Source organism: Marinobacter sp. C2H3 (genome assembly GCF_037080155.1).
GTDB lineage: Bacteria > Pseudomonadota > Gammaproteobacteria > Pseudomonadales > Oleiphilaceae > Marinobacter.
This window is the reverse complement of record NZ_JBBBNZ010000003.1, coordinates 663,396-683,428: the sequence shown is the minus strand read 5'-3', so window position 1 is coordinate 683,428 and position 20,033 is coordinate 663,396. Positions and strand designations below refer to the sequence as shown.

The following is a 20,033-nucleotide window of genomic DNA, read 5'->3' as shown; positions in this document are numbered from 1 at the left end:
GTCTCTCAAGTTCTAAGTTTCAAAGATTTTGGCCCCCAAAACAGGGGAGCCAATGAATTCGTCAGCAACACCAGGATGAAGGCCGCAAAATACAGCCTGGCGTCGAGGGGGTGGGCCCACTTGAAAACGGCGACGAAACACAGCCCCGTGAGCGATAACTTGACCACTTCACCCCAGTAAAACGCACTCACCGTGCGTGCTATCGCCCCCGCGGGCCGATAGCGGAATACGTGCCGTGCGAACAGTGCGTTGGGGAGAGTAAAGGAGAGCCCACCCAGCAGCGCAGAATACGCACCAACCAGACCAAAAAACAGGTAGCCGATGACGGCAATGGTCAGTGTCAGGCCCAGTTGCGCCAGGATCAGGCGGTGTACCGGTGGCCGCATCCGGTCGGTTCTGCGTTCCGTTTGCTTGCGCGGAATGAGCATTTCGCCGGCCACCTTCGAGGCTTCAGACACGGTCTGGCATTTAAGATAACGGGGCGGGATTATATGTGTTTACCGAGGCGGGTTCAATATGAACGATTCGTAATTCGGTGAGAAAAACACCTTTATCGGATATGGCCCAGAATGCCGTCCAGTTCGTCCAGCGAACTGTACTCAATGACCAGCTTGCCTTTGCCCCGCTGGCCATGGGCGATGGATACCCGGGCACCCAGCCGCTCCGCCAGATCGTCCTGCAGCGCGCGGATGTTCGGGTCCAGGGCGCCTTTCTCCGCCGGCTTCGCCCGGCCGGCTTCCTGCTGCAGCCGCCGCACCAGCGCTTCGGTCTGGCGCACGGAGAGTGACCGGGCCACCACCTGCCGCGCCACCTGCAGTTGCTGTTCCGGCGGCAGGGTAAGCATGGCGCGGCCGTGGCCCATTTCCAGGTCGCCGTGCTCCAGCATCAGGCGCACGTCCTCGGCCAGGTGAATCAGTCGCAGCAGATTGGTGATGGTGGTGCGGGATTTGCCAACGGCCTCGGCGACCTGGGCCTGGGTCAGGCCAAACTCGTCCTGCAACCGCTGAAGGGCGAACGCTTCCTCCACCGGGTTGAGGTTCTCCCGCTGGATGTTCTCGATCAGCGCCATGGCGATGGCGGCGTCGTCCGGCACGTCGCGAATAATGGCGGGCAGGCGGTCCAGTTCGGCCATCTGCGCGGCGCGCCAGCGGCGCTCGCCGGCGATCAGCTCAAAGCGTCCCTCGGCAACGGGGCGCACCACCACGGGCTGCATCACACCCTGCTGCCGAATGGAATCGGCCAGCTCCTGCAGCGCCGCGGGGTCCATGTCACGGCGCGGCTGGTACCGGCCCCGCTGGATCAGGTCGACCGGGATTTCACGCAGCTCGCCGTCGTGGCTGGTCGCTTCCTGGTTCAGGTTCACCCGCGAGCCCTGCAGCAAGGCGCCGAGTCCGCGTTCACCCAATCCTCGTTTTTTAGCCGCCATGGTGTCTGTCATGTGTCCCGTTGCTGTTGGTGAAATCGCGGCCCATGTTACACCGCAACCGGCGCCGATGTCTTTTTGCTGCCGTGCCGGCGGACCATTTCCCCGGCCAGCGCCAGGTAGGCGACCGCGCCCTTGGAGGCACGGTCGTATTTCAGCGCGGGCAGGCCGTAGCTTGGGGCCTCGGCCAGGCGCACGTTGCGGGGAATCACCGCCCGGTACACCTTGTCGCCGAAGTACTCCGCCAGCTGGGCGGACACGTCCAGGGTCAGGCTGTTGCGGGGATCGTACATGGTGCGCAGCAGGCCTTCGATCTGCAGGTCCGGATTCACGGTTTCCTGGATCTGCTCGACGGTGTTCATCAGCGCCGCCAGGCCTTCGAGAGCGTAATACTCGCACTGCATGGGGATCAGCACGGAGTCGGCGGCGGAGAGGGCGTTCACCGTCAGCAGGTTGAGGGAGGGCGGGCAGTCGATGAGCACGTAGTCGTAGCGGTCCCGGATCTTGTTCAGGGCCAGCCGCAGCCGATGCTCCCGGCCGATCTCGTTCATCAGCTCCACTTCGGCGGCGGTCAGGTCACCGTTGCCCGGCATCAGGTCAAAGCCGGCGCTGTCCACGGTCACCGCCACCTGTTCCACGTCCGCGCGTTTGGTCAGCACGTCGTAGCCGGACCGCTCCACCGCGTTCTTGTCGACACCGCTACCCATGGTAGCGTTGCCCTGGGGATCCATGTCCACCAGCAGCACCCGGCGCTTGGTGGCCGCCAGCGACGCCGCCAGATTGACGCAGGTGGTGGTTTTGCCCACACCGCCTTTCTGATTGGTCACTGCGATGACGCGCGCCATGATTCGCCTCCTGTTGCGGGTTGCCGGCACAGAACCGGGTCGATCGTACCGGATAACGGTGGTGTCGGCCGGGGCCTGCTCAGCGGGCCCGGGTCACGATCAGCAGGTGCCGTTCGCCGTCCGAGCCAGGCACCGCCAGCGGTTTGCTGGATTCTACCTGCCAGCCGGCCGGAAGGGCAGCCACTTCATCATCCGGATACTGGCCTTTCATGGCAAGGAAGGCGCCGCCGTCCGCCAGCAGCGGTCCGCACCAGGCCACCAGGTTCGGCAACGCGGTGAAGGCCCGACTGCTGATCTGGCGAAACGGCTCGCCCGGCCGGCAGTCCTCGGCCCGGCCGTGGATCACCGAAACGTTGCCCAGGCCCAGTTCCAACACGCACTGGTTCAGGAACCGGGTTTTCTTGCCGTTGCTGTCCAGCAGGGTGACGTGCAGGTCCGGCCGGGCGATGGCCAGGGGAATGCCGGGCAGGCCGCCACCGGCGCCGACGTCCAGCAGGCGGTCGGTGGTCACTTCGGGCAGCAGGCTGAGGCTGTCGAGTAACTGGCGGGACACCATGACCTGCGGGTCACGCACGGCGGTCAGGTTGTAGGCCCGGTTCCACTTGTCGAGCAGGGCCAGAAACGCCAGCAGTTGCGCCTGCTGATCACCGCTGAGACCCAGGTTCATACGTGCCAGTCCGTCCCGGAGCTGGCCCGGCCACTGTGGATAACTCATCTCAGGCGCTTTGCTTTTTCAACAGGTCACGCTTTTTCAGGTGCACCAGGATCTGGCTGACCGCAGCCGGCGTCACGCCCTGGATACGGGAGGCCTGGGCCACGGTTTCCGGCCGCACGTCCTTGAGTTTCTGCTTGATCTCGTTGGACAGGCCGCCAATGACGTCGTAGTCCAGATCGATGGGCAGCCGGGTGTTCTCGTTCCGGCGCAGCCGGTCGATCTCGTCCGCCTGCCGGGCGATGTAGCCCTCGTACTTGATCTCGATTTCCACCTGCTCGGCCACGGTCTGATCGTCCGCCCGGTCCGCCCCGATGGCGGCGATCTGCTCGTACGCGATTTCCGGACGGCGCATCAGCTCGGCCAGGGACTGGTCCCGGGTCAGGGGCTGGTTGAGGAAGCCGTTGGCCCGGTCGCCCGCCTCGGTGTTCGGGTGGACGCGGGTGCTTTCCAGGCGCTGGCGTTCCCGGGCAATGGCCTCCCGCTTGTCATTGAACGCGGCCCACCGGTCGTCGTCCACCAGCCCCAGCCGGCGTCCGGTGTCGGTCAGGCGCAGGTCGGCGTTGTCTTCCCGCAGGATGAGGCGGTATTCCGCCCGGCTGGTGAACATCCGGTAGGGCTCCTTCGTGCCCATGGTGATCAGGTCGTCCACCAGCACGCCCAGGTAGGCTTCGTCCCGGCGCGGGTACCACTCGTCTTTATCCTGCGCCCGCAGGGCGGCGTTGATGCCCGCCAGCAGGCCCTGGGCGCCCGCTTCCTCGTAACCGGTGGTGCCGTTGATCTGGCCGGCAAAATACAGGCCCCGGATGAACTTGGTCTCCAGGGTGTGGCGCAGGTCCTGGGGGTTCAGGTAATCGTATTCGATGGCGTAGCCCGGCCGGGTGATGTGGGCGTTCTCGAAGCCGGGGATGGAGCGCACCGCCGCCAGCTGGACGTCAAACGGCAGGCTGGTGGAAATCCCGTTCGGGTACAGCTCGTGGGTGGTCAGGCCCTCGGGCTCCACAAAAATCTGGTGCGAGTCCTTGTCCGCGAACCGGTTGACCTTGTCCTCGATGGACGGGCAGTAACGCGGGCCAACGCCCTCAATGTTGCCGGCAAACATCGGCGAGCGGTCAAAGCCGCTGCGGATGATGTCGTGAGTCTGCTCGGTGGTGCGGGTGACGTAGCAGCAGATCTGCTCCGGATGCTCGTCCCGGTGGCCGATGAAGGACATCACCGGGGTCGGGTCATCGCCCCATTGCTGTTCCATCACGGAAAAGTCCACGGAGCGGGCGTCGATGCGCGGCGGGGTGCCGGTTTTCAGGCGGCCGACGTTGAACGGCAGCTCCCGTAATCGCTTGGCCAGGGCATTCGCCGGGGCATCGCCGGCGCGGCCACCGGCGTGGTTCTGCATGCCGATGTGGATAACCCCGCCCAGGAAGGTGCCGGTGGTCAGCACAACCGTCTGTGCCCGGAAGCGGATCCCGGTCTGGGTCACCACGCCGGTCACCTGATCGTTCTCGACGATCAGGTCGTCGGCGGCCTGCTGGAACAGCATCAGGTTGGGCTGGTTTTCCAGCAGGTGGCGGATGGCGGCCTTGTACAGCACCCGGTCCGCCTGGGCGCGGGTGGCGCGCACCGCCGGGCCCTTCCGGCTGTTCAGGGTGCGGAACTGAATGCCGGCGCGATCGGTGGCCCGGGCCATGGCGCCGCCCAGGGCATCAATTTCCTTGACCAGGTGGCTCTTGCCGATACCCCCGATGGCGGGGTTGCAGGACATCTGGCCCAGGGTCTCAATGTTGTGGGTGAGCAGCAGCGTCTGGGACCCCATGCGCGCCGCCGCCAAAGCGGCTTCAGTGCCGGCATGGCCGCCGCCAATGACAATGACATCGAAACGGGTCGGAAAGTCCACTCTACACCTCGGAAATCTGGGGATATCAACAGGGCGGCGAGTATAACGCCTCACCGGTGAAATTGCAGCGGGAATGCGCAAATTTTAACCAGTTTGAGCCGGTCCCGGGCGGCCATCGGGAGCGCGGGTGTCCTTCGACCGGCAGAGCTTCCGTCAGTGAATACCGAAATTCCCGGTGAATCATGGGCTTGTAAACGGGTGTTGAACTCACGTTTTAAAATTTTATCCACAGGAAAAGCGGCCTAAAAAAGCCCTATTATAGAAGCCTAATATATTGTTTTTATTGTATTTTATGAAAATGACACTCCGCTTATCCGGGAGTTGTTCATCAAGTTTTCCACAATGTGCCCGGGTATTGCCCTGCACCGGTGCAGCCGCACCAACCGTGACGGGCCTCGGCGTCGTTTTGGTGCGCCGCCGGATGCGAACGATCGGCCATGGCCGTCCCTGGCGGCAAATTCCACAAGTTGGCACGGAACTGGCCTCATGGTATGTCCCTGGTTTCTGTTGTACCGGCTATGATCAAACACCACCATTTGTCCTCGGCCTACCAGCCGATCCTCAGCCCCACCCACCAGAAGCTGGTGGGTTACGAGGCGTTGATCCGCGCCAGTGACCGGCGCGGACAACCGGTCTCACCGCCGGCGCTGTTTGCCGAGGCGGCCCGCCAGGGCTGCAGCGCCCAGCTGGACCGCCACCTGCTGCACCAGCATGTGGCCCACTGCCCTGTCGGGCCGGACCCGGCCTGGCTGTTTCTCAACATTCACCCGGACTCCTGCACCCGGCCGGACACTTCTCTGGACGAACTGGCCCTGCAGTGCGAAGCCGGCGGCATCGCGCCGGACCGCATCGTACTGGAGTTCGTGGAAACCGCTTCCGAGCATCCGGAAGCCTTGCTGAATTTTATCCACAGGGCGCGGGCGCGCGGGTTCCAGGTGGCGATTGACGATTTCGGCGTGGGCGACTCCAACTTTGAGCGGCTCTGGCGCATCCAGCCGCTGATTGTGAAACTGGACCGGAGCCTGCTGCTGAACGCGGAATCCCACCGCCGGGCCCGGCTGCTGCTGGAAAGCCTGGTGAAGATGATTCGCGAAAGCGGCAGCCTGGTGCTGCTGGAAGGCATCGAGACGCCGGCCCAGGCCCAGCTGGCGCTGGCAACGGACGCGGATCTGCTGCAGGGGTTCCTGTTCGGCCAACCCGGGCCTGTGACAGAGGAGGGGCGGGCTCAGGCCGAACAGCGCCTTCGGGAGACCGTGGCCCGGAGCCAGGACTGGTGGCAGCAGAACGACCGGGACCAGGAAGGCTACCTGACCCTGCTGCGCTACGAGATGATGGAGGCAGGGCACCGGGTGGTGCGGGACCTGCCCTTTGCCGAGGCCTGCGCAGCCCTGCTTGGCCTGGACGGCGTCAAGCGCTGCTTTGTGCTGGATCATCGGGGCGTGCAGCTGGGGCGTCTGGCCCGGGCCAACCCGGACCGGCAGCAGATCCGCTTCAACCCGCTGTACGAGTCCTCCGGCGCCTGCTGGGCGCACCGGGATTATTTCCAGCGGGCCCTGGAGCACCCCCAGCGGATCCACTGCTCCCGGCCCTATGTCGGCCTGCCCGACGCCCGCCGAACGGTCACTTTGTCCACCGCCCTGCCCGGTGCCCGCCACCGCCGGGTGCTGTGCGTGGACATTCACCCGGACGATCTGTTCGATGGCCACCTGACCTTTCCCGCCAGCCTGTAGCGGGCCGCCCGCCGGGCCTCAGCGGGATTCCGCCGAGGCCTGGCGGTCCAGTTCCTGCTCAATCGCGTTGGTGGATTTGGCAAACCGGGCCAGCAGGTTGTACAGCACCGGGATCAGGAACAGGGTCAGGGTGCTGGCGAACAGCAGCCCGCCCAGAATCACCATGCCGATAGACGCCCGGCTCTCGGCGCCGGCACCGGTGGCGATCACCAACGGAATGGCCCCGAAGATGGTGGAGATGGTGGTCATCAGCACCGGCCGGAAACGCAGCACGGCGCCTTCCAGGATGGCGTCACGGACCGCGTAGCCCTGATCCCGCAGCTGGTTGGCGAATTCCACGATCAGGATGCCGTTCTTGGCCATGAGCCCCAGCAGCATGACGATGCCGATCTGACTGTAGATGTTCAGGCTGATGCCGGACCACCACAGCGCCAACAAGGCACCGGTCACCGCCAGCGGCACTGTGAGCATGATGATCAGCGGGTGAATCCAGCTTTCGAACTGGGCCGCCAGCACCAGAAACACGATGATAAAGGCGAGACCGAAGGTGATGAAGATGGCGTTGGAGGACTCCTGGAATTCCCGGGACAGGCCCTTGTAGCTCACCCGCGCCTCCGGCGGCAGGTTATCCACAGCCAGGGTGGTCAGGTAGTTCAGAGCCGACCCCAGATCGTACCCCTCCGCCAGGGAGGCGCTGATCACCACCGCCGGCAGCCGGTCAACCCGTCTGAGGTCCGGGTTGGCGCCGGTCTCCTTCACCGACACCAGGGCTTTGAGGGGAATCAGGCTGCCGCCGTCCCGGGGCCGCAGAAAAATCTGCTCCAGGTCGTCCGGCGTCGCCCGGTCCGCGTCGGCGGCCTGCACGATCACATCATACTCCCGGCCCCGATCCAGGTAGGTGGTGACCTGGCGGGAAGCGAGCATGGTCTGCAGGGTCAGGCCCACGTCCTGGACGGTGATGTCCAGGTCCGCCGCCCGCTCCCGGTCGATGTTCACCAGCAGCTCAGGCCGGGTCAGCTCGAAATCGGTTTCGAGGTTCAGCAGGTTCGGATTGTCCCTGGCCCGTTCGACGATTTCCTCGCTCCAGGCCTGGACCGACTCATAGTCCGGCCCCGCCACCACAAACTCCACCGGCTGGTTAAAGCCGCGCTGGCCCAGGCCAGGCGGGTTCACCGGCACCACCCGCACGCCGGAAATGTCCGCCAGCTTGCCGCGCAGCTCGTTGGTTACCTGCTGCTGTTTGATGTCCCGCTGGCCCCAGGGGGCCATCCGCAAGATCATGAACGCGTTGTCTTCCTCGTCCCGGAAACCAACGATGGACAGCAGTCCGTCCGCCACGCCGCTGTCCAGGTACGGCAGCAGACGGGCTTCCGCCCGCTGGACGTAATGATCGGTGTACTCCACCGTGGCGCCCCGGGGCGCCTTGGTCGGCAGGATGATGACCCCGCGGTCCTCGGTCGGCGCCAGTTCCTGGGGCAGCGTCGGGTAGATCACGGCGGCCGCGATCAGCCCGGCGATACCCAGGCCAATCAGCAGGCCGGGCTGGGCCAGGGAGAACCGTAGAAGGCGCGCATAGCCCCGGGTCAGGCCGCCAATCATCCGTTCGCTGGTGGCCCAGAACCGGTGCCCCTCGGCGCTCTCCGGGCTGTGGCGCAGCCACTTGGAGCACAGCATCGGGGTCAGGGTCAGGGCCACCACGCTGGAGAACACCACCGCGGCGGCCAGGGTAAAGCCGAACTCGGCGAACAGTCGGCCGATGTTGCCCCCCATGAACGAAATCGGCACAAACACCGCCACCAGGGTCAGGGTGGTGGCCACCACCGCGAACGCCACCTGTTTGGCGCCCCGGAAGGCCGCCAGCAGCGGCGGCTCACCTTCATCGATGCGACGCTGGATGTTCTCCAGCATGACGATGGCGTCGTCCACCACCAGGCCGATGGCAAGGATCACCGCCAGCAGGGTCAGCACGTTGATGGAAAACCCCAGGAACCCGAGGCCAATGAAGGCGCCGATCACCGCCACCGGGATGGTAACCGCCGGAATCAGCGTGGCACGCCAGGAGCGCAGGAACAGGAAGATCACCAGTACCACCAGCACCACCGAGATGGCGAGGGTGCTGATCACCTCCTCGATGGAGGCGCGGATAAACACCGATTCGTCGTAGTTGTCCTCTATCGACACCTCCGGCGGCAGGGTCTCGCGGATCTTGTCCAGCTCGGCCCGGACCGCATCCGAGACCGCCACGGTGTTGGCCTTGGACTGGCGGATAATGCCCAGGCCCACGGCGGTCTTGCCGTCCGCCCGCAGCCGGCTGACGTCGGATTCGACCCCCAATTGCACGTTGGCCACTTCGCCCAGCCGCAGCAGATCGTTGCCGTTCCGGCGGATCACCAGGCGGCGGAACTGGTCAACGCTGGACAGCCGGCCTTCGGCCCGCACGGTAAAATTGCGGGTCGAGGAATCCACCGACCCGGCCGGCAGCTCCACGTTGTTGGCCCGCAGGGCCTGCTCGACTTCCGCAACGGTGATGTCCCGGGCCGCCAACCGGTCCCGGTCCAGCCAGACCCGGATGGCGTAGCGGCGCTCGCCGCCGATGCGCACGTCGGCCACACCGTCCAGCACCGAGAGCCGGTCCGCGAGGACCCGGTCGGCATAGTCGCTCAGCTCGGCGCTGTCCCAGACGTCGCTGCGAAGGGTCAGCCACATCATCGGGCGGGCGTCCGAATCGGCCTTCTGGATCACCGGGGCGTCCGCCTCCTCGGGCAGCTCATTGGACACCCGCGCCACCGCATCGCGCACGTCGTTGGCGGCAATGTCCACGTCCCGGGACACGTTGAACTCGATGGTGGTGCGGGATTCGCCCTGCTCGGTGGACGATTCAATGGAGCGGATGCCTTCAATACCGCTGATGGCGCCTTCGATCACCTGGGTAATCTGGGTATCCACCACCTCGGCCGCCGCGCCGGTGTAGTCCGTCGAGATGGACACCACCGGCGGATCGATGTCCGGGTATTCCCGCACCGGCAGGCCGAGCAGGGCCGAGACACCGAAGACCACGATCAGCAGGTTGAGGACGGTGGCGAACACCGGCCGCTTGATGGACAGATCGGAGATAATCACGGATCAGGACTCCGACGGTGGCGCGAAACGGTTGTCTGGCAGAACGTTCTCGTCGTCTTTCACGGAAATCCTCTGGCCGGAACTGAGGCGGTCCTGACCGGTGACCACCACCGGCTCGTCCTCGCTCAGGCCGGAAACCACTTCCACAATGCCGGGCTCGCGGACCCCGAGGGCCACGGACCGGCGGTCCGCCACGCCGTCTCCGGCGACAAACACATAGCTTTCATCACCGCGCACCAGCACCGCCTGCTCCGGCACCACCAGGGCCCTGCGTTCGTTCAGGGTCAGGGAGGCGGACATGAACTGTCCCGGCCGGAGGGCGTGGTCCCGGTTGTCAATCAGCGCCCGTACGGACAGCGACCGGCTCAGCTCGCTGACCCGCGTATCCAACTCCGCCAGGGCGCCGGTAAAGGTGCGGTCCGGGTAGGCCGGGGAGGTGCCCCGCACGGCCTGGCCGGCCGCCACCTGGCCCAGGAAACGCTCGGGGATGGCAAAATTGAGTTCGAGACGATCGGTGTTATCCAGCGTGGTGATCGGAGTACCGGCGGTCAGGTACGCGCCGGGAGAGAGATCGGACAGGCCAACCACGCCGTCGAACGGTGCTTTCAGGGTAAGGTTGTCCAGGCGCACCCGCGCCGCCTGCCGCTGGGCGAGGGCCACGTCAACGGCGGTTTTCAGGGCGTCCACCTGGGATTCGGCGATGCTGTTGTTGGAACGAAGCTGGCTGGCCCGGGCGAGCTGGCGGCGGGCGTCCGCCAGTTGCGCCTCGATCTCCGCCAGGTCAGCCCGGGCCTGGCGGTCGTCCAGGCGAAGCAGCAGGTCGCCCTTGCGCACCCGCTGTCCGGCCTTGAGGTGGATTTCAACCACCCGGCCGCTGACTTCGGTGGTCAGGGCCACCGCGTCCACCGCCTTCAGGCTGCCGACGGCGTTCACCGCGTCCCGCACGGTTTCCATGTGGGGCAGCACCGTGTGGACCGGTGTGGGCGGGCGCTCGCCCTTTGCCACCGCTGCCTCGGAACTGCCATAGCGCTGATACCCCAGCGCCATCAGCACTGCCACTACCACCACGGCCAGGGCCGTCACCCACTGTCGGATCATGATTGCTTCGGTCTCTCGGTCAGCGGGGCGCCCGTGGCCCCGGTTACTCTTTCTGGATCACCAGCACCAGTTCGCCGACGTCGACGCCCCATTTGCTCATGGTGGTCTGGTTGATCACCGTGTCCGGCGTCACCAGGTACATCCAGTCATCCATGCGCAGGTCCAGGGTGCCATCCCCGTAGGCGACCCGCAGCACGTAGTTCATGTTGATGGCGTTGCCCTGCCAGCGCATGACACCGGGCTCCACCACATCGCCGGCGGTGGCCTGGTAGCCCTTGCCTTTCGGCGTCAGGGTCCAGACCCGGGTCTGCACCTCGCCGTCGTCGAAATGGAACTCCTCGTTCAGCGTTCCCACGCCCTGGTCGTCCCAGGACGCCTTGATGGTGGCGTCGAAGGTCCGGATCACTTCCCCGGAATAGTCCTTGACCACGCCCCGGGCGCTGAGGGAACCCTGGAAAAACTCGCTCGGAATCAACGTGGGCTGGCGGCCGTCATAATCGTCCAGAGAAGGCGACGCACAGCCGCTGAGCAACAGTACCGAGAAACATACGGACAACGCCCAGCGCAGACCAGCGGCGCTCGGACGGATACGGGACGTTTGCATGACTTTTACACTCCTTGGCGGTGGAATCGTGGGGCTTGCGCCTGGCAGAAGTACGCTGGGAACGGGGGCTCCGATCAGCGGCATGGCCAGGGCCGGCCCGCACGGCTGCGACAGGCGCAGCGCGCTGTGGCCGCCGCGGCCGGGCGGGCAGAACCGCCGCCGGATTGTCCAAGCTGACAGGCCTCCGGGCGCTTTCCGTCAATGGCAGGCCTCGGGGAATAGCGTACAACAGAGCCATTGGAGCCCCGTCTCCCCGGATCTCAACGGTCGTTTCACCCCCGATTTCAACCCGGATACAGAGGATTTGCCATGCCCGTATACAAGGCCCCGCTGCGCGATATGCGCTTTCTGCTGAACGAGGTATTCGACTACCCCAGCCATTACGCCTCCCTGGAGGGCGGCGCCAACGCCACCCCGGACATCGTGGACGCCATCCTGTCCGAATGCGGCCGCTTCTGCGAGGAAGTGCTCAGCCCCCTGTACCAGTCCGGCGATGAAGAGGGCTGTGTGCTCAAAGACGGCGAAGTGACCACACCCAAGGGTTACAAGGACGCCTACCAGCAGTATGTGATGGGCGGCTGGCAGGGGCTGTCGGCCCCGGAAGCCTATGGCGGCCAGGGCCTGCCCGCGTCCATGGGCCTGCTCAAGCAGGAAATGATGGGCACCGCCAACTGGCCGTTTTCCATGTACCCGGGCCTGTCCCTGGGGGCCATGAACACCATCTACCTGCACGGCGATGAGGACCAGAAGCAGACCTACCTGGTGCCCCTGACCGAAGGCCGCTGGGGTGGGACCATGTGCCTGACCGAACCCCAGTGCGGCACCGACCTGGGCCAGGTCAAAACCCGCGCCGAACCCCAGGCGGACGGCAGCTATGCGGTGACCGGCACCAAGATCTTCATCTCCTCGGGGGAGCATGACCTCACCGAGAACATTGTCCACATCGTGCTGGCCCGGCTGCCGGACGCCCCCAAGGGCACCCGCGGCATCAGCCTGTTCATCGTGCCCAAGTTCCTGCCGGACGCTGACGGCGGGGTCGGCGAGCGCAACGGCGTCACCTGCGGCAGCCTTGAGAAAAAGATGGGCATCAAGGCGTCCGCCACCTGCGTGATGAACTTCGATGGTGCCAAGGGCTTTTTGATCGGCCCCGAGAACCAGGGCCTGGAGTGCATGTTCACCTTCATGAACACGGCCCGTATCGGCACCGCCATCCAGGGCGTGGGCCCGGCGGAGCTGTCGTACCAGTGGTCACTGGATTACGCGAAGGAGCGGCGCTCCATGCGCGCGCTGTCCGGCAAGAAAGACCCGGATCAGGCCGCCGATGCGATCATTCACCACGCCGACGTGCGCCGCATGTTGCTGACCCAGAAGGCCGTCGCCGAGGGCGGCCGGGCGATGCTCTACTACGCCGCCCGGCTGGCAGACCACATGGTGGAGGGCCACACCCAGGGCGACGACAAAAAGGTGGAGGAATACGATGACAAACTCGGCTTTCTGACGCCCATCCTGAAGGGTTTCCTGACCGAGCTGGGCTACGAGTGCACCAACCTGGGCATGCAGGTGTTCGGCGGCCACGGCTACATTCGCGAGCACGGCATGGAGCAAATCGTTCGGGACACGCGGATTGCCACCCTGTACGAGGGCACCACCGGCATCCAGGCCCTGGACCTGCTGGGCCGAAAGGTGCTGCTGATGACCAAGGGCGGCGCGGTGCGGGACTTCAGCCTGACGGTCGCCAACTTTGCCCGCAAGCACGTGGCGGACAAGCGCCTGCGCCCGTTCGCCGTGGAACTGCTGAAGCTGACGGCCCAGTGGAACGTGCTGACCATGCGGCTGATGCTGGCGGCCCGCAAGGACCGGGACCTGGTCAGCGCCGCCGCCAACGACTTCCTGATGTACAGCGGCTACGTGACCATGGCTTACATCTGGCTGCGACAGGCGGCGGCCGCCGCCGCGCGGCTGGATAACGGCGGCGAACAGGCGCCCGAGTTCTACCAGGCCAAGCTGGCCACCGCCGAGTTCTACTTCGAGCGGCTGCTGCCCCGGGCCCAGACCCACGCCACCAGCATGCTCAGCCCGACACGCTCGCTGATGCAGCTGGACGCGGAGCACATGAGCTTCATGGGTTGATGATGCAGGCCTGACGGCACCTGGCAACGAGCCGGGGCCTCACGCCTACGGGGTTGAACCCGGCTCGCACAGACCGCTGTGGGCGCAGGGGGTGGGAACCACAAACCGCTCCCGCGGCTCCGGCGCCGGGCAGGCCGCCTTGCGCTGGGCCGGGCCCAGCAGCAGGAAGCGAGTTCGGTCCGCCTTGCCCAAGGGCGCGGCGGTGGTGTCATCGAAACAGCTCAGATCGGTGCCGGTTTCGATCACCAGGTACCGGTCCGGGCCTTCGGCCATCCACTGCCAGGCGTTGCGCTCCTGCTGCTCAACGCTCGAGAAGTAGCTGAAGTGGGTCATGTCCTTGCGGGAAAACAGGATGAGCTGTTCGCTGAAGTTCAGCAGGCCCAGCTGGGCATCCGGCGGGGTCAGCGCTTCGGCCCGGGCCAGCACGTTGCGGGGCGTTTTCACCGGTTCGAGGATGGTGAACCCCCAGGTGGCGTAAAGCACCCAGGCGGCCATCATGCCGACAAACCAGCGGGCCAGCGCGTCGCTGCGCCGAAAGCCCCAGAGCAGGGCACACCAGATCAGCCCCGCCACCAGCAGCATCGCACCCGCCTGGTGCCAGAGTGAGGGATCGTCGGTGAACCGCTTGGCGCCTTTGACCAGGGCTGGGAAATCCGCCAGCGCCAGGCCGCCGGTGACCACAAGTGCCACCGCCAGTATCGCCTGGGCTCCGGTGATCACTGCGCCAAACCAGCGGCTGGGCCGCTGTCCGTCGGACAGTGCCCGATCCAGCACCGCCGCCACCGCCAGGGTGAACATGGGCAGGGCCGGCAACACGTACAGGCCCCGCTTGCCCGGGCTGAGGCTGAAAAAGGCCACCACCAGAACCACCCACACCAGCAGGATCCGAAGGGCCGGATCAGACCGCCAAAGACGAACCAGCGGACGCCACAGCGCCAGCAGCAGGAACGGCAGCGGGAACCACTGGCCGGGAATCACCTTGGCAATGAAGAAATACCAGGGCTCGATGTGCATCCAGGCGTTGGCGTAGCGGTGGCCCGTCTGCTTGAACAAGATATTGTCCCGATAGGCCAGGGCGTCCGGAGTGTTCAGGTGCTGCACGTACAGCAGCATCGGCACCAGCCAGCAGGCAATCACCGCCAGCATCGCCACCGGCCCGAGCCAGAGACGCCAGCCCAACGTGCCGGTCGGCAGGGTGTTGTCCCGCCAGCGCCACCACAGTACCGGCAGCAGTAGGAAGATGGGCAGAAAACCGACGCCCTTGGTGATCACCCCCAGCCCCATGAAGGCAAAACCGGCCAGGTACCAGCCCCAGGCCGGCCCGAGCAGGAAGTGCCGCAGCAGGCCGTAACAGCCCACCGTCACCCAGGCCATCTCCATGCCGTCGATCTGGGCGTTTTTGGTCTGGGTGACAAACTGCACCGGCAGCAACAGGAGCACGGCCGCCAGCGCCGCCACCCGGGGGTTCCAGAGCCGACGCCCCAGGTCATACACCAGGAAAACGGTGAGCAACCCGCACAAGGCGTTCGGAATCAGGTAGGTGAGCTTGAGGTTGCCGGTCAGCCAGTACAGCGCCGCCAGCGTCCACATGAACACCGGCGGTTTGTCGGGGTACAGCTCGCCGCCGCGCATGGGCAGCATCCATTGGCCGGAATCCACCATTTCCCGGGCGACTTCCACAAACCGGGGGCTGTCCGGCGGCCAGGGGGAGTGCAGGCCCAGCCCCAGGAAGATCAGCACGGCGGTGCCCAGAAAAATCAGCCAGAAACGCCGGCGCTCCGGCCACTGGTCCAGGCGTGCCATGACACGGTTCAGGGTATCCGGCGCCAGCATGTCAGTGGGGTCTCCGGTGGGTCAGGCCCGAGTCAAGGCCAGAGTTGAGGGTGGCGTTGAGGTCGGCATCGAAGCCGGAGCGAAGGTCCGAGGTGGGATCAGAGCCAGGCGCAGCGCCCGCCGCTTCCTCCAGAACCGCCTCGGGAGCGGCACGCCGCAGCAAGGCCCGCAGGCCCCACGCCACCGCCAGAGACAGCGCCACCAGCAACCCGCCAAAGGCGACCGACCCGGACTGGGCGTGGCCGGCGCCGGAACCGGCCAGCGCAAACACCAGAGTCTGGGGCAGATAGCCCAGGGCGCTGCCGGCCAGGAACGGGCGTGCCCGCAGCCCGGACGCACCGCTCAGCAGATTGGTGACCAGGTTATTGCCCACGGGCAGCAGGCGGATCATCAGGATGGCGCTGAACGGGTGCCGGGTTACGGACTGGTGAAACCGGCGAAGCCGGCCGCCCATGCGGCTGGCCAGCCAGGGACCGAGCAGCCAGCGGGCGGTGTAGAACGGCAGCAACGCGCCCATCAGTGTGGCCAGGGTGGCCATCGCGGTGCCCACGGTGGCACCCAGGGCAAAGCCGCAGGCCAGGGCCAGCACCTGCCTCGGGCCACCCACCCCCGTGTACAGCGCCCCGAGCAGGATCGCGGTGACATACCCCAATGCCCCATGCTCATGCAGATAGCCGGCCAGCCTGGTTCTGTCGGCAATCACCGACCAGTCCCCGTTGCCGGCCAGGGCAACCAGAACCACCACCACGCCGAGGACCAGGACGCCCGGCTTCAGCCATCGCCTCACGTTAACGCCGCTCCGCTTCCACCGGCGACGGCCAGCCCAGGGACGGCAGCCGGTGAATCAACCACCAGACCCCGATCAGATCCACAATCCCGACCCAGGCCCGGTTCCAGGCGGAATACTTTGATACGCCCCGGGTTCGGTGCCGGTGGTTCACGTCCACCACCACCACGTTGCCGCCAATGGCGCGCACCAGCGCCGGCACAAACCGGTGTGCGTGATCAAACCAGGGCAGGGCCAGAAACGTGCGGCGGGGCAACAGCTTGAGCCCGCAACCGCTGTCCGGCACGCCATCGTGCAGCAGGGCGTTGCGAACCCGATTGGCGAGCCGGGACTGGAACCGTTTCCAGCGGGTATCCCGCCGCTGTCGGCGGTAGCCGGCAATCACATAGTCGGTTGCCGCCAGGCCCCGGGCACGTTCGAGCAGCGCCGGGATATCCGCCGGATCGTTCTGGCCATCGCCGTCCAGGGTGACCAGCCAGATACCCGTCGCGTGACAGGCACCGGTTTTCACCGCGGCGCTCTGGCCCAGATTGCGGGCGTGGGCGATGCCCTGGAACCGGCACCCCAGGGTCGTCGCTGTCTCTTCAGCCCGGGCCAGCGTGCCGTCCGAGCTGCCGTCATCCACCACCACGATTTCATAGGTGGGGCCCTCCGCCAGCGCCTGATGGATTTCCTGCATCAGGTCGCCGATGTTCTCGGCTTCGTTCATCACCGGGATGATCACGGACACTTGGACATTGGGCGACATGCTGGCGGGTTCCTGCTCCTGGCGTCATTCGCCCTCGATGAGAGAGCGGTCAATGCAGGAAGTGTCGCGCCAAAAACTTAACTCAATCTTGTTTTCGGTCAGGAACGCGACAGGAGGCAAAGAGACGCTGACCGATTACCTACCCGGACGCGGATGTTAGTATGCCGCTTAACATCGGACCCCAAGGAGGAAGTGACTTGACCACGACGCCCACGCACTATCCCATCGGCACGCCCGGTATCCCGTGGGGCGATGCAGAACGCGCGGAATGGCTATCCCGTCAGACACGCCAGCGCAGCTATGGGAACGAGGTGTTGGACGTGATCGAGCGCCTGCGCTCGCGCTTTGATGTGGAGGAGTACGGTTGCCTCGACTACGGTGCTGACCGTTATCCTCTGATGGCGATCCGCAGTCGCGGCTGGCGGGATGATCGGCCAATCGTGCTGGTGACCGGCGGTGTCCACGGTTATGAAACCAGCGGTGTTCATGGTGCGCTGCAATTCGTCGAGCAGCGTGCCTCGGACTATGAGGGCCGCATCAATCTGCTGGTGGCGCCTTGCGTCAGCCCCTGGGCTTACGAGCGTATCCACCGCTGGAACGCCAACGCGGTCGATCCGAACCGCTCGTTCCGGGATGACGGTCAGGCGGAGGAGGCGGCGGCCCTCATGCGCCTGGTCGCGCCCATCCGCCATCAGGCCTTGCTACACATCGACCTGCACGAAACCACCGACACCGACGAAAGTGAGTTTCGCCCAGCCCTTGCCGCCCGCGACGGCAAGCCGTTCGAGCCGGGCGGGATTCCCGATGGCTTCTATCTGGTGGATGACAGCGAACGCCCGCAGCCCGAATTCCAGCAGGCGGTGATTGAGGCGGTGGCGCAAGTGACCCATATCGCGCCGGCCGACGACAAAGGCGAGCTCTTTGGCACCCCCGTGGCAGCCCGCGGCGTTATCGAGTACCCGATCCAGCACATGGGCCTGTGCACCAATCTCACCCGCGCGCCCTACCGGACGACGACCGAGGTGTACCCGGACAGCCCCCGCGCGACAACCGAGCAGTGCAATGCCGCCCAGGTGACCGCCGTGTGTGCGGCGATTGATTACGCCCTGGCGCACCGATAAGTCGGTGCAGCGATCGCTCCCGACTCAGTGAGAAGATACATAGAAGGACGGGGACTCCGGGGGCGGAAGCTCGAAGGATGACCGCATCCAGGCCACCTCTTCCCGGGGCGAGCGCCCGAAAAGACGGCGAAATTCCCGGCTGAATTGGGACGAGCTCTCGTAGCCGACATCCGCTGAGGCCGCCGCTGCGGTCATGCCATTCCGGAACATCAGCAGTCTCGCCTGATGAAGCCGGACGGCTTTCACATACTGCATCGGCGATGTCTGCGTGACCTGTCTGAAATGGGTGTGGAAGCTCGGCGTGCTCATGCGGGCTTCCCGGGCCAACTGATTCACGTCCAGGGCGGTGGCATAGCGGGCATGGATGAGCCGGACGACTCGGGCGATGCGCCCGAAATGTCCCTCCATGTCCAGAGCGGCCCGCATGGCACCGCCCTGGGCACCCGTCAGCACCCGGAAATAGAGCTCACGCACCATCGCCGGCCCCAGAATCTGGCTGTCCCCGGGCGACGCCATGATTTCCAGAAAGCGTTCCACGGTGGCTTCCAGGGCGGGCTCCATCCTGGACGAGAACATACCGCACGGCGGCGCCGACGCGGATATTCCGGATTCCTGCAGTTCAATCAGCAGTTCGGCCGCCAGCGGTAAGTCCAGATGCAGGTAGATGGCCAGCAATGGCGCTTCCGCCGAGGCATCGGTCTCCATCGTGAATGGCACCGGAATGGAGACCGCCAGGTACTGCCGGGCATCGTAAACGTAGGTTCGATTGCCCCAGTAGCCGCGTTTACGCCCCTGGCAAACAATAACAATGCCGGGGTCATAGAGGACAGGCGTTTTCTGCAGCGGGCGGTTCGACCGCAGAAAGCGAACGCCAGGCAACGCCGTCAGATTGTAGCCCTCCCGGGGAGCCATCGACTCCAGCAACGCCACCATGCGCCGTTCCCGCTGACCCTCCGCGCTTGATTCGCCCGCCATGCACCTGCTCCTGATCGTTTTGTCCCCCTATTCTGGCCCATTTCCGACCCCAGACCATTCCTGTCATAGGATTAGGCAACAAACTCAGAAGATCCTGCGTTCTGATCCTGACCCCACCGCTCTACGATGGCTCCACCGCCCATCAACCAGAGAGTGACGTTATGAAACGAAGCAAAACCCTTCTGATCACCGGTGTCAGCAGCGGGTTCGGCCAGGCCCTCGCTGAAGCTGCGCTTGCAGCGGGGCACCGGGTGATTGGCACGGTGCGCCAGGCCAGCGCGGTGTCCTCCTTCGAAGCCCATCCGTCCGGAAACGCCCATGCCCGTCAGCTTGACCTGACCAACACCCCCGCCATTGCCCGGGTTGCGGAAGAGATTGAGGCCAGCCTCGGCCCCGTCGATGTCTTGGTTAATAACGCCGGCTATGGCCATGAAGGCGTACTGGAAGAATCACCAACCGACGAACTGCGCCGGCAGTTCGAGGTCAACGTGTTCGGTGCGGTTGAACTCACCCGGGCGCTACTCCCCTTTTTCCGTCAGCGCCGGGCCGGCCACATCATCAACATCACCTCAATGGGCGGGTACATCACCATGCCCGGCATCGCCTACTACTGTGGCAGCAAGTTCGCGTTGGAAGGCATTTCAGACGCCTTGGGCAAAGAGCTGACACCGTTCAACGTCCACGTAACCGCGGTGGCACCCGGCTCCTTCCGGACCGATTGGGCCGGCCGTTCCATGCGCCGTTCGCCCCGGAAAATTGCCGATTACGATCCGCTGTTCGATCCCGTTCGCCAGGCTCGTCTGGAGAAAAGCGGCCAGCAACTGGGAAATCCGCAGAAGGCAGCCAAGGCCATGCTGGAGCTCATCGCAAGCGACCAACCTCCGGCGCATCTTCTGCTGGGCAGCGACGCCCTAAAGCTGGTCCGAGAACGCCTGGTGGGTATGGCACAGGACATCGACGCGTGGGAGCGCCTGACCGTTTCGACGGATGGCTGATCGTCAACCGGGGCCAACGTC

At 65.3% G+C, this 20,033-nt stretch carries 16 protein-coding genes; 4 read left to right on the top strand and 12 right to left on the bottom strand.

The annotated features are described in order from the left end of the window. Window positions 1–5: 5 nt before the first annotated feature. The 5 genes from V3388_RS12440 to mnmG form a co-directional block, all read right to left on the bottom strand. Window positions 6–458: an ATP synthase subunit I gene (locus V3388_RS12440; protein ID WP_336367872.1), complete on the bottom strand. Its 453-nt coding sequence runs from the start codon at window positions 456–458 to the stop codon at window positions 6–8. Between the two features lie 92 nt (window positions 459–550). After that, window positions 551–1,426, bottom strand: coding sequence for a ParB/RepB/Spo0J family partition protein (locus V3388_RS12435; protein WP_336367871.1), 876 nt, complete (start codon window positions 1,424–1,426; stop codon window positions 551–553). A gap of 47 nt (window positions 1,427–1,473) precedes the next feature. Further along, window positions 1,474–2,268, bottom strand: coding sequence for a ParA family protein (locus V3388_RS12430; protein ID WP_336367870.1), 795 nt, complete (start codon window positions 2,266–2,268; stop codon window positions 1,474–1,476). Between the two features lie 79 nt (window positions 2,269–2,347). Further along, entirely contained in the window at window positions 2,348–2,983 is a 636-nt protein-coding gene (gene rsmG, locus V3388_RS12425; protein ID WP_336367869.1) for a 16S rRNA (guanine(527)-N(7))-methyltransferase RsmG, read from the bottom strand. Between the two features lies 1 nt (window position 2,984). Continuing rightward, window positions 2,985–4,871, bottom strand: coding sequence for a tRNA uridine-5-carboxymethylaminomethyl(34) synthesis enzyme MnmG (gene mnmG, locus V3388_RS12420; RefSeq protein WP_336367868.1), 1,887 nt, complete (start codon window positions 4,869–4,871; stop codon window positions 2,985–2,987). Window positions 4,872–5,389: 518 nt separating this feature from the next. Here mnmG and V3388_RS12415 point away from each other — a divergent pair. Beyond that, a complete protein-coding gene (locus tag V3388_RS12415) occupies window positions 5,390–6,601 on the top strand; it encodes a sensor domain-containing phosphodiesterase (RefSeq protein WP_336367867.1) in 1,212 nt (403 codons plus the stop codon). Window positions 6,602–6,619: 18 nt separating this feature from the next. Here the strand turns inward: V3388_RS12415 and V3388_RS12410 are convergent, their stop codons facing one another. From V3388_RS12410 to V3388_RS12400, 3 genes are read right to left on the bottom strand one after another with little or no spacing between them, the layout of a single operon-like run. After that, on the bottom strand, window positions 6,620–9,721 hold the full coding sequence (locus tag V3388_RS12410; protein ID WP_336367866.1) for an efflux RND transporter permease subunit: 3,102 nt from the start codon (window positions 9,719–9,721) through the stop codon (window positions 6,620–6,622). A 3-nt stretch (window positions 9,722–9,724) separates the two neighbouring features. After that, the gene (locus tag V3388_RS12405; RefSeq protein WP_336367865.1) at window positions 9,725–10,819 is read right to left on the bottom strand and encodes an efflux RND transporter periplasmic adaptor subunit; all 1,095 of its coding nucleotides are present in this window, start codon (window positions 10,817–10,819) and stop codon (window positions 9,725–9,727) included. A 43-nt stretch (window positions 10,820–10,862) separates the two neighbouring features. Further along, window positions 10,863–11,423: a DUF3833 domain-containing protein gene (locus tag V3388_RS12400; protein ID WP_336367864.1), complete on the bottom strand. Its 561-nt coding sequence runs from the start codon at window positions 11,421–11,423 to the stop codon at window positions 10,863–10,865. Window positions 11,424–11,732: 309 nt separating this feature from the next. Between V3388_RS12400 and V3388_RS12395 the strand changes: the two genes are divergently transcribed. Further along, entirely contained in the window at window positions 11,733–13,553 is a 1,821-nt protein-coding gene (locus V3388_RS12395; RefSeq protein WP_336367863.1) for an acyl-CoA dehydrogenase C-terminal domain-containing protein, read from the top strand. 45 nt (window positions 13,554–13,598) lie between these two features. Here V3388_RS12395 and V3388_RS12390 read toward each other — a convergent pair whose 3' ends face one another. Genes V3388_RS12390 through V3388_RS12380 form a run of 3 tightly spaced genes read right to left on the bottom strand, consistent with a single transcriptional unit; the run spans window position 13,599 to window position 16,921 of the window. Beyond that, a complete protein-coding gene (locus tag V3388_RS12390) occupies window positions 13,599–15,386 on the bottom strand; it encodes an ArnT family glycosyltransferase (protein ID WP_336367862.1) in 1,788 nt (595 codons plus the stop codon). A gap of 1 nt (window position 15,387) precedes the next feature. Further along, window positions 15,388–16,173, bottom strand: a complete 786-nt coding sequence (locus V3388_RS12385; RefSeq protein ID WP_336367861.1) for a TVP38/TMEM64 family protein — start codon at window positions 16,171–16,173, stop codon at window positions 15,388–15,390. A gap of 1 nt (window position 16,174) precedes the next feature. After that, a complete protein-coding gene (locus tag V3388_RS12380; protein WP_336367860.1) occupies window positions 16,175–16,921 on the bottom strand; it encodes a glycosyltransferase family 2 protein in 747 nt (248 codons plus the stop codon). Between the two features lie 197 nt (window positions 16,922–17,118). Between V3388_RS12380 and V3388_RS12375 the strand changes: the two genes are divergently transcribed. Further along, window positions 17,119–18,042, top strand: coding sequence for a M14 family metallopeptidase (locus V3388_RS12375; protein WP_336367859.1), 924 nt, complete (start codon window positions 17,119–17,121; stop codon window positions 18,040–18,042). A gap of 24 nt (window positions 18,043–18,066) precedes the next feature. On the opposite strand, the gene V3388_RS12370 is transcribed toward V3388_RS12375, so the two are convergent. Then, the gene (locus tag V3388_RS12370) at window positions 18,067–19,017 is read right to left on the bottom strand and encodes an AraC family transcriptional regulator (protein WP_336367858.1); all 951 of its coding nucleotides are present in this window, start codon (window positions 19,015–19,017) and stop codon (window positions 18,067–18,069) included. A gap of 161 nt (window positions 19,018–19,178) precedes the next feature. Between V3388_RS12370 and V3388_RS12365 the strand changes: the two genes are divergently transcribed. Continuing rightward, window positions 19,179–20,012: an oxidoreductase gene (locus V3388_RS12365; RefSeq protein WP_336367857.1), complete on the top strand. Its 834-nt coding sequence runs from the start codon at window positions 19,179–19,181 to the stop codon at window positions 20,010–20,012. The last annotated feature ends 21 nt before the right edge of the window (window positions 20,013–20,033 follow it).

What these genes read in the sequence shown, in the direction of transcription:
- V3388_RS12405 (WP_336367865.1), bottom strand. Translation starts at nt 10,819, where the DNA reads ATGATCCGACAGTGGGTGACGGCCCTGGCCGTGGTGGTAGTGGCAGTG.
- V3388_RS12370 (WP_336367858.1), bottom strand. Translation starts at nt 19,017, where the DNA reads ATGGCGGGCGAATCAAGCGCGGAGGGTCAGCGGGAACGGCGCATGGTG.
- V3388_RS12395 (WP_336367863.1), top strand. Translation starts at nt 11,733, where the DNA reads ATGCCCGTATACAAGGCCCCGCTGCGCGATATGCGCTTTCTGCTGAAC.
- V3388_RS12380 (WP_336367860.1), bottom strand. Translation starts at nt 16,921, where the DNA reads ATGTCGCCCAATGTCCAAGTGTCCGTGATCATCCCGGTGATGAACGAA.
- V3388_RS12435 (WP_336367871.1), bottom strand. Translation starts at nt 1,426, where the DNA reads ATGGCGGCTAAAAAACGAGGATTGGGTGAACGCGGACTCGGCGCCTTG.
- V3388_RS12365 (WP_336367857.1), top strand. Translation starts at nt 19,179, where the DNA reads ATGAAACGAAGCAAAACCCTTCTGATCACCGGTGTCAGCAGCGGGTTC.
- rsmG (WP_336367869.1), bottom strand. Translation starts at nt 2,983, where the DNA reads ATGAGTTATCCACAGTGGCCGGGCCAGCTCCGGGACGGACTGGCACGT.
- V3388_RS12415 (WP_336367867.1), top strand. Translation starts at nt 5,390, where the DNA reads ATGATCAAACACCACCATTTGTCCTCGGCCTACCAGCCGATCCTCAGC.
- V3388_RS12430 (WP_336367870.1), bottom strand. Translation starts at nt 2,268, where the DNA reads ATGGCGCGCGTCATCGCAGTGACCAATCAGAAAGGCGGTGTGGGCAAA.
- V3388_RS12400 (WP_336367864.1), bottom strand. Translation starts at nt 11,423, where the DNA reads ATGCAAACGTCCCGTATCCGTCCGAGCGCCGCTGGTCTGCGCTGGGCG.
- V3388_RS12390 (WP_336367862.1), bottom strand. Translation starts at nt 15,386, where the DNA reads ATGCTGGCGCCGGATACCCTGAACCGTGTCATGGCACGCCTGGACCAG.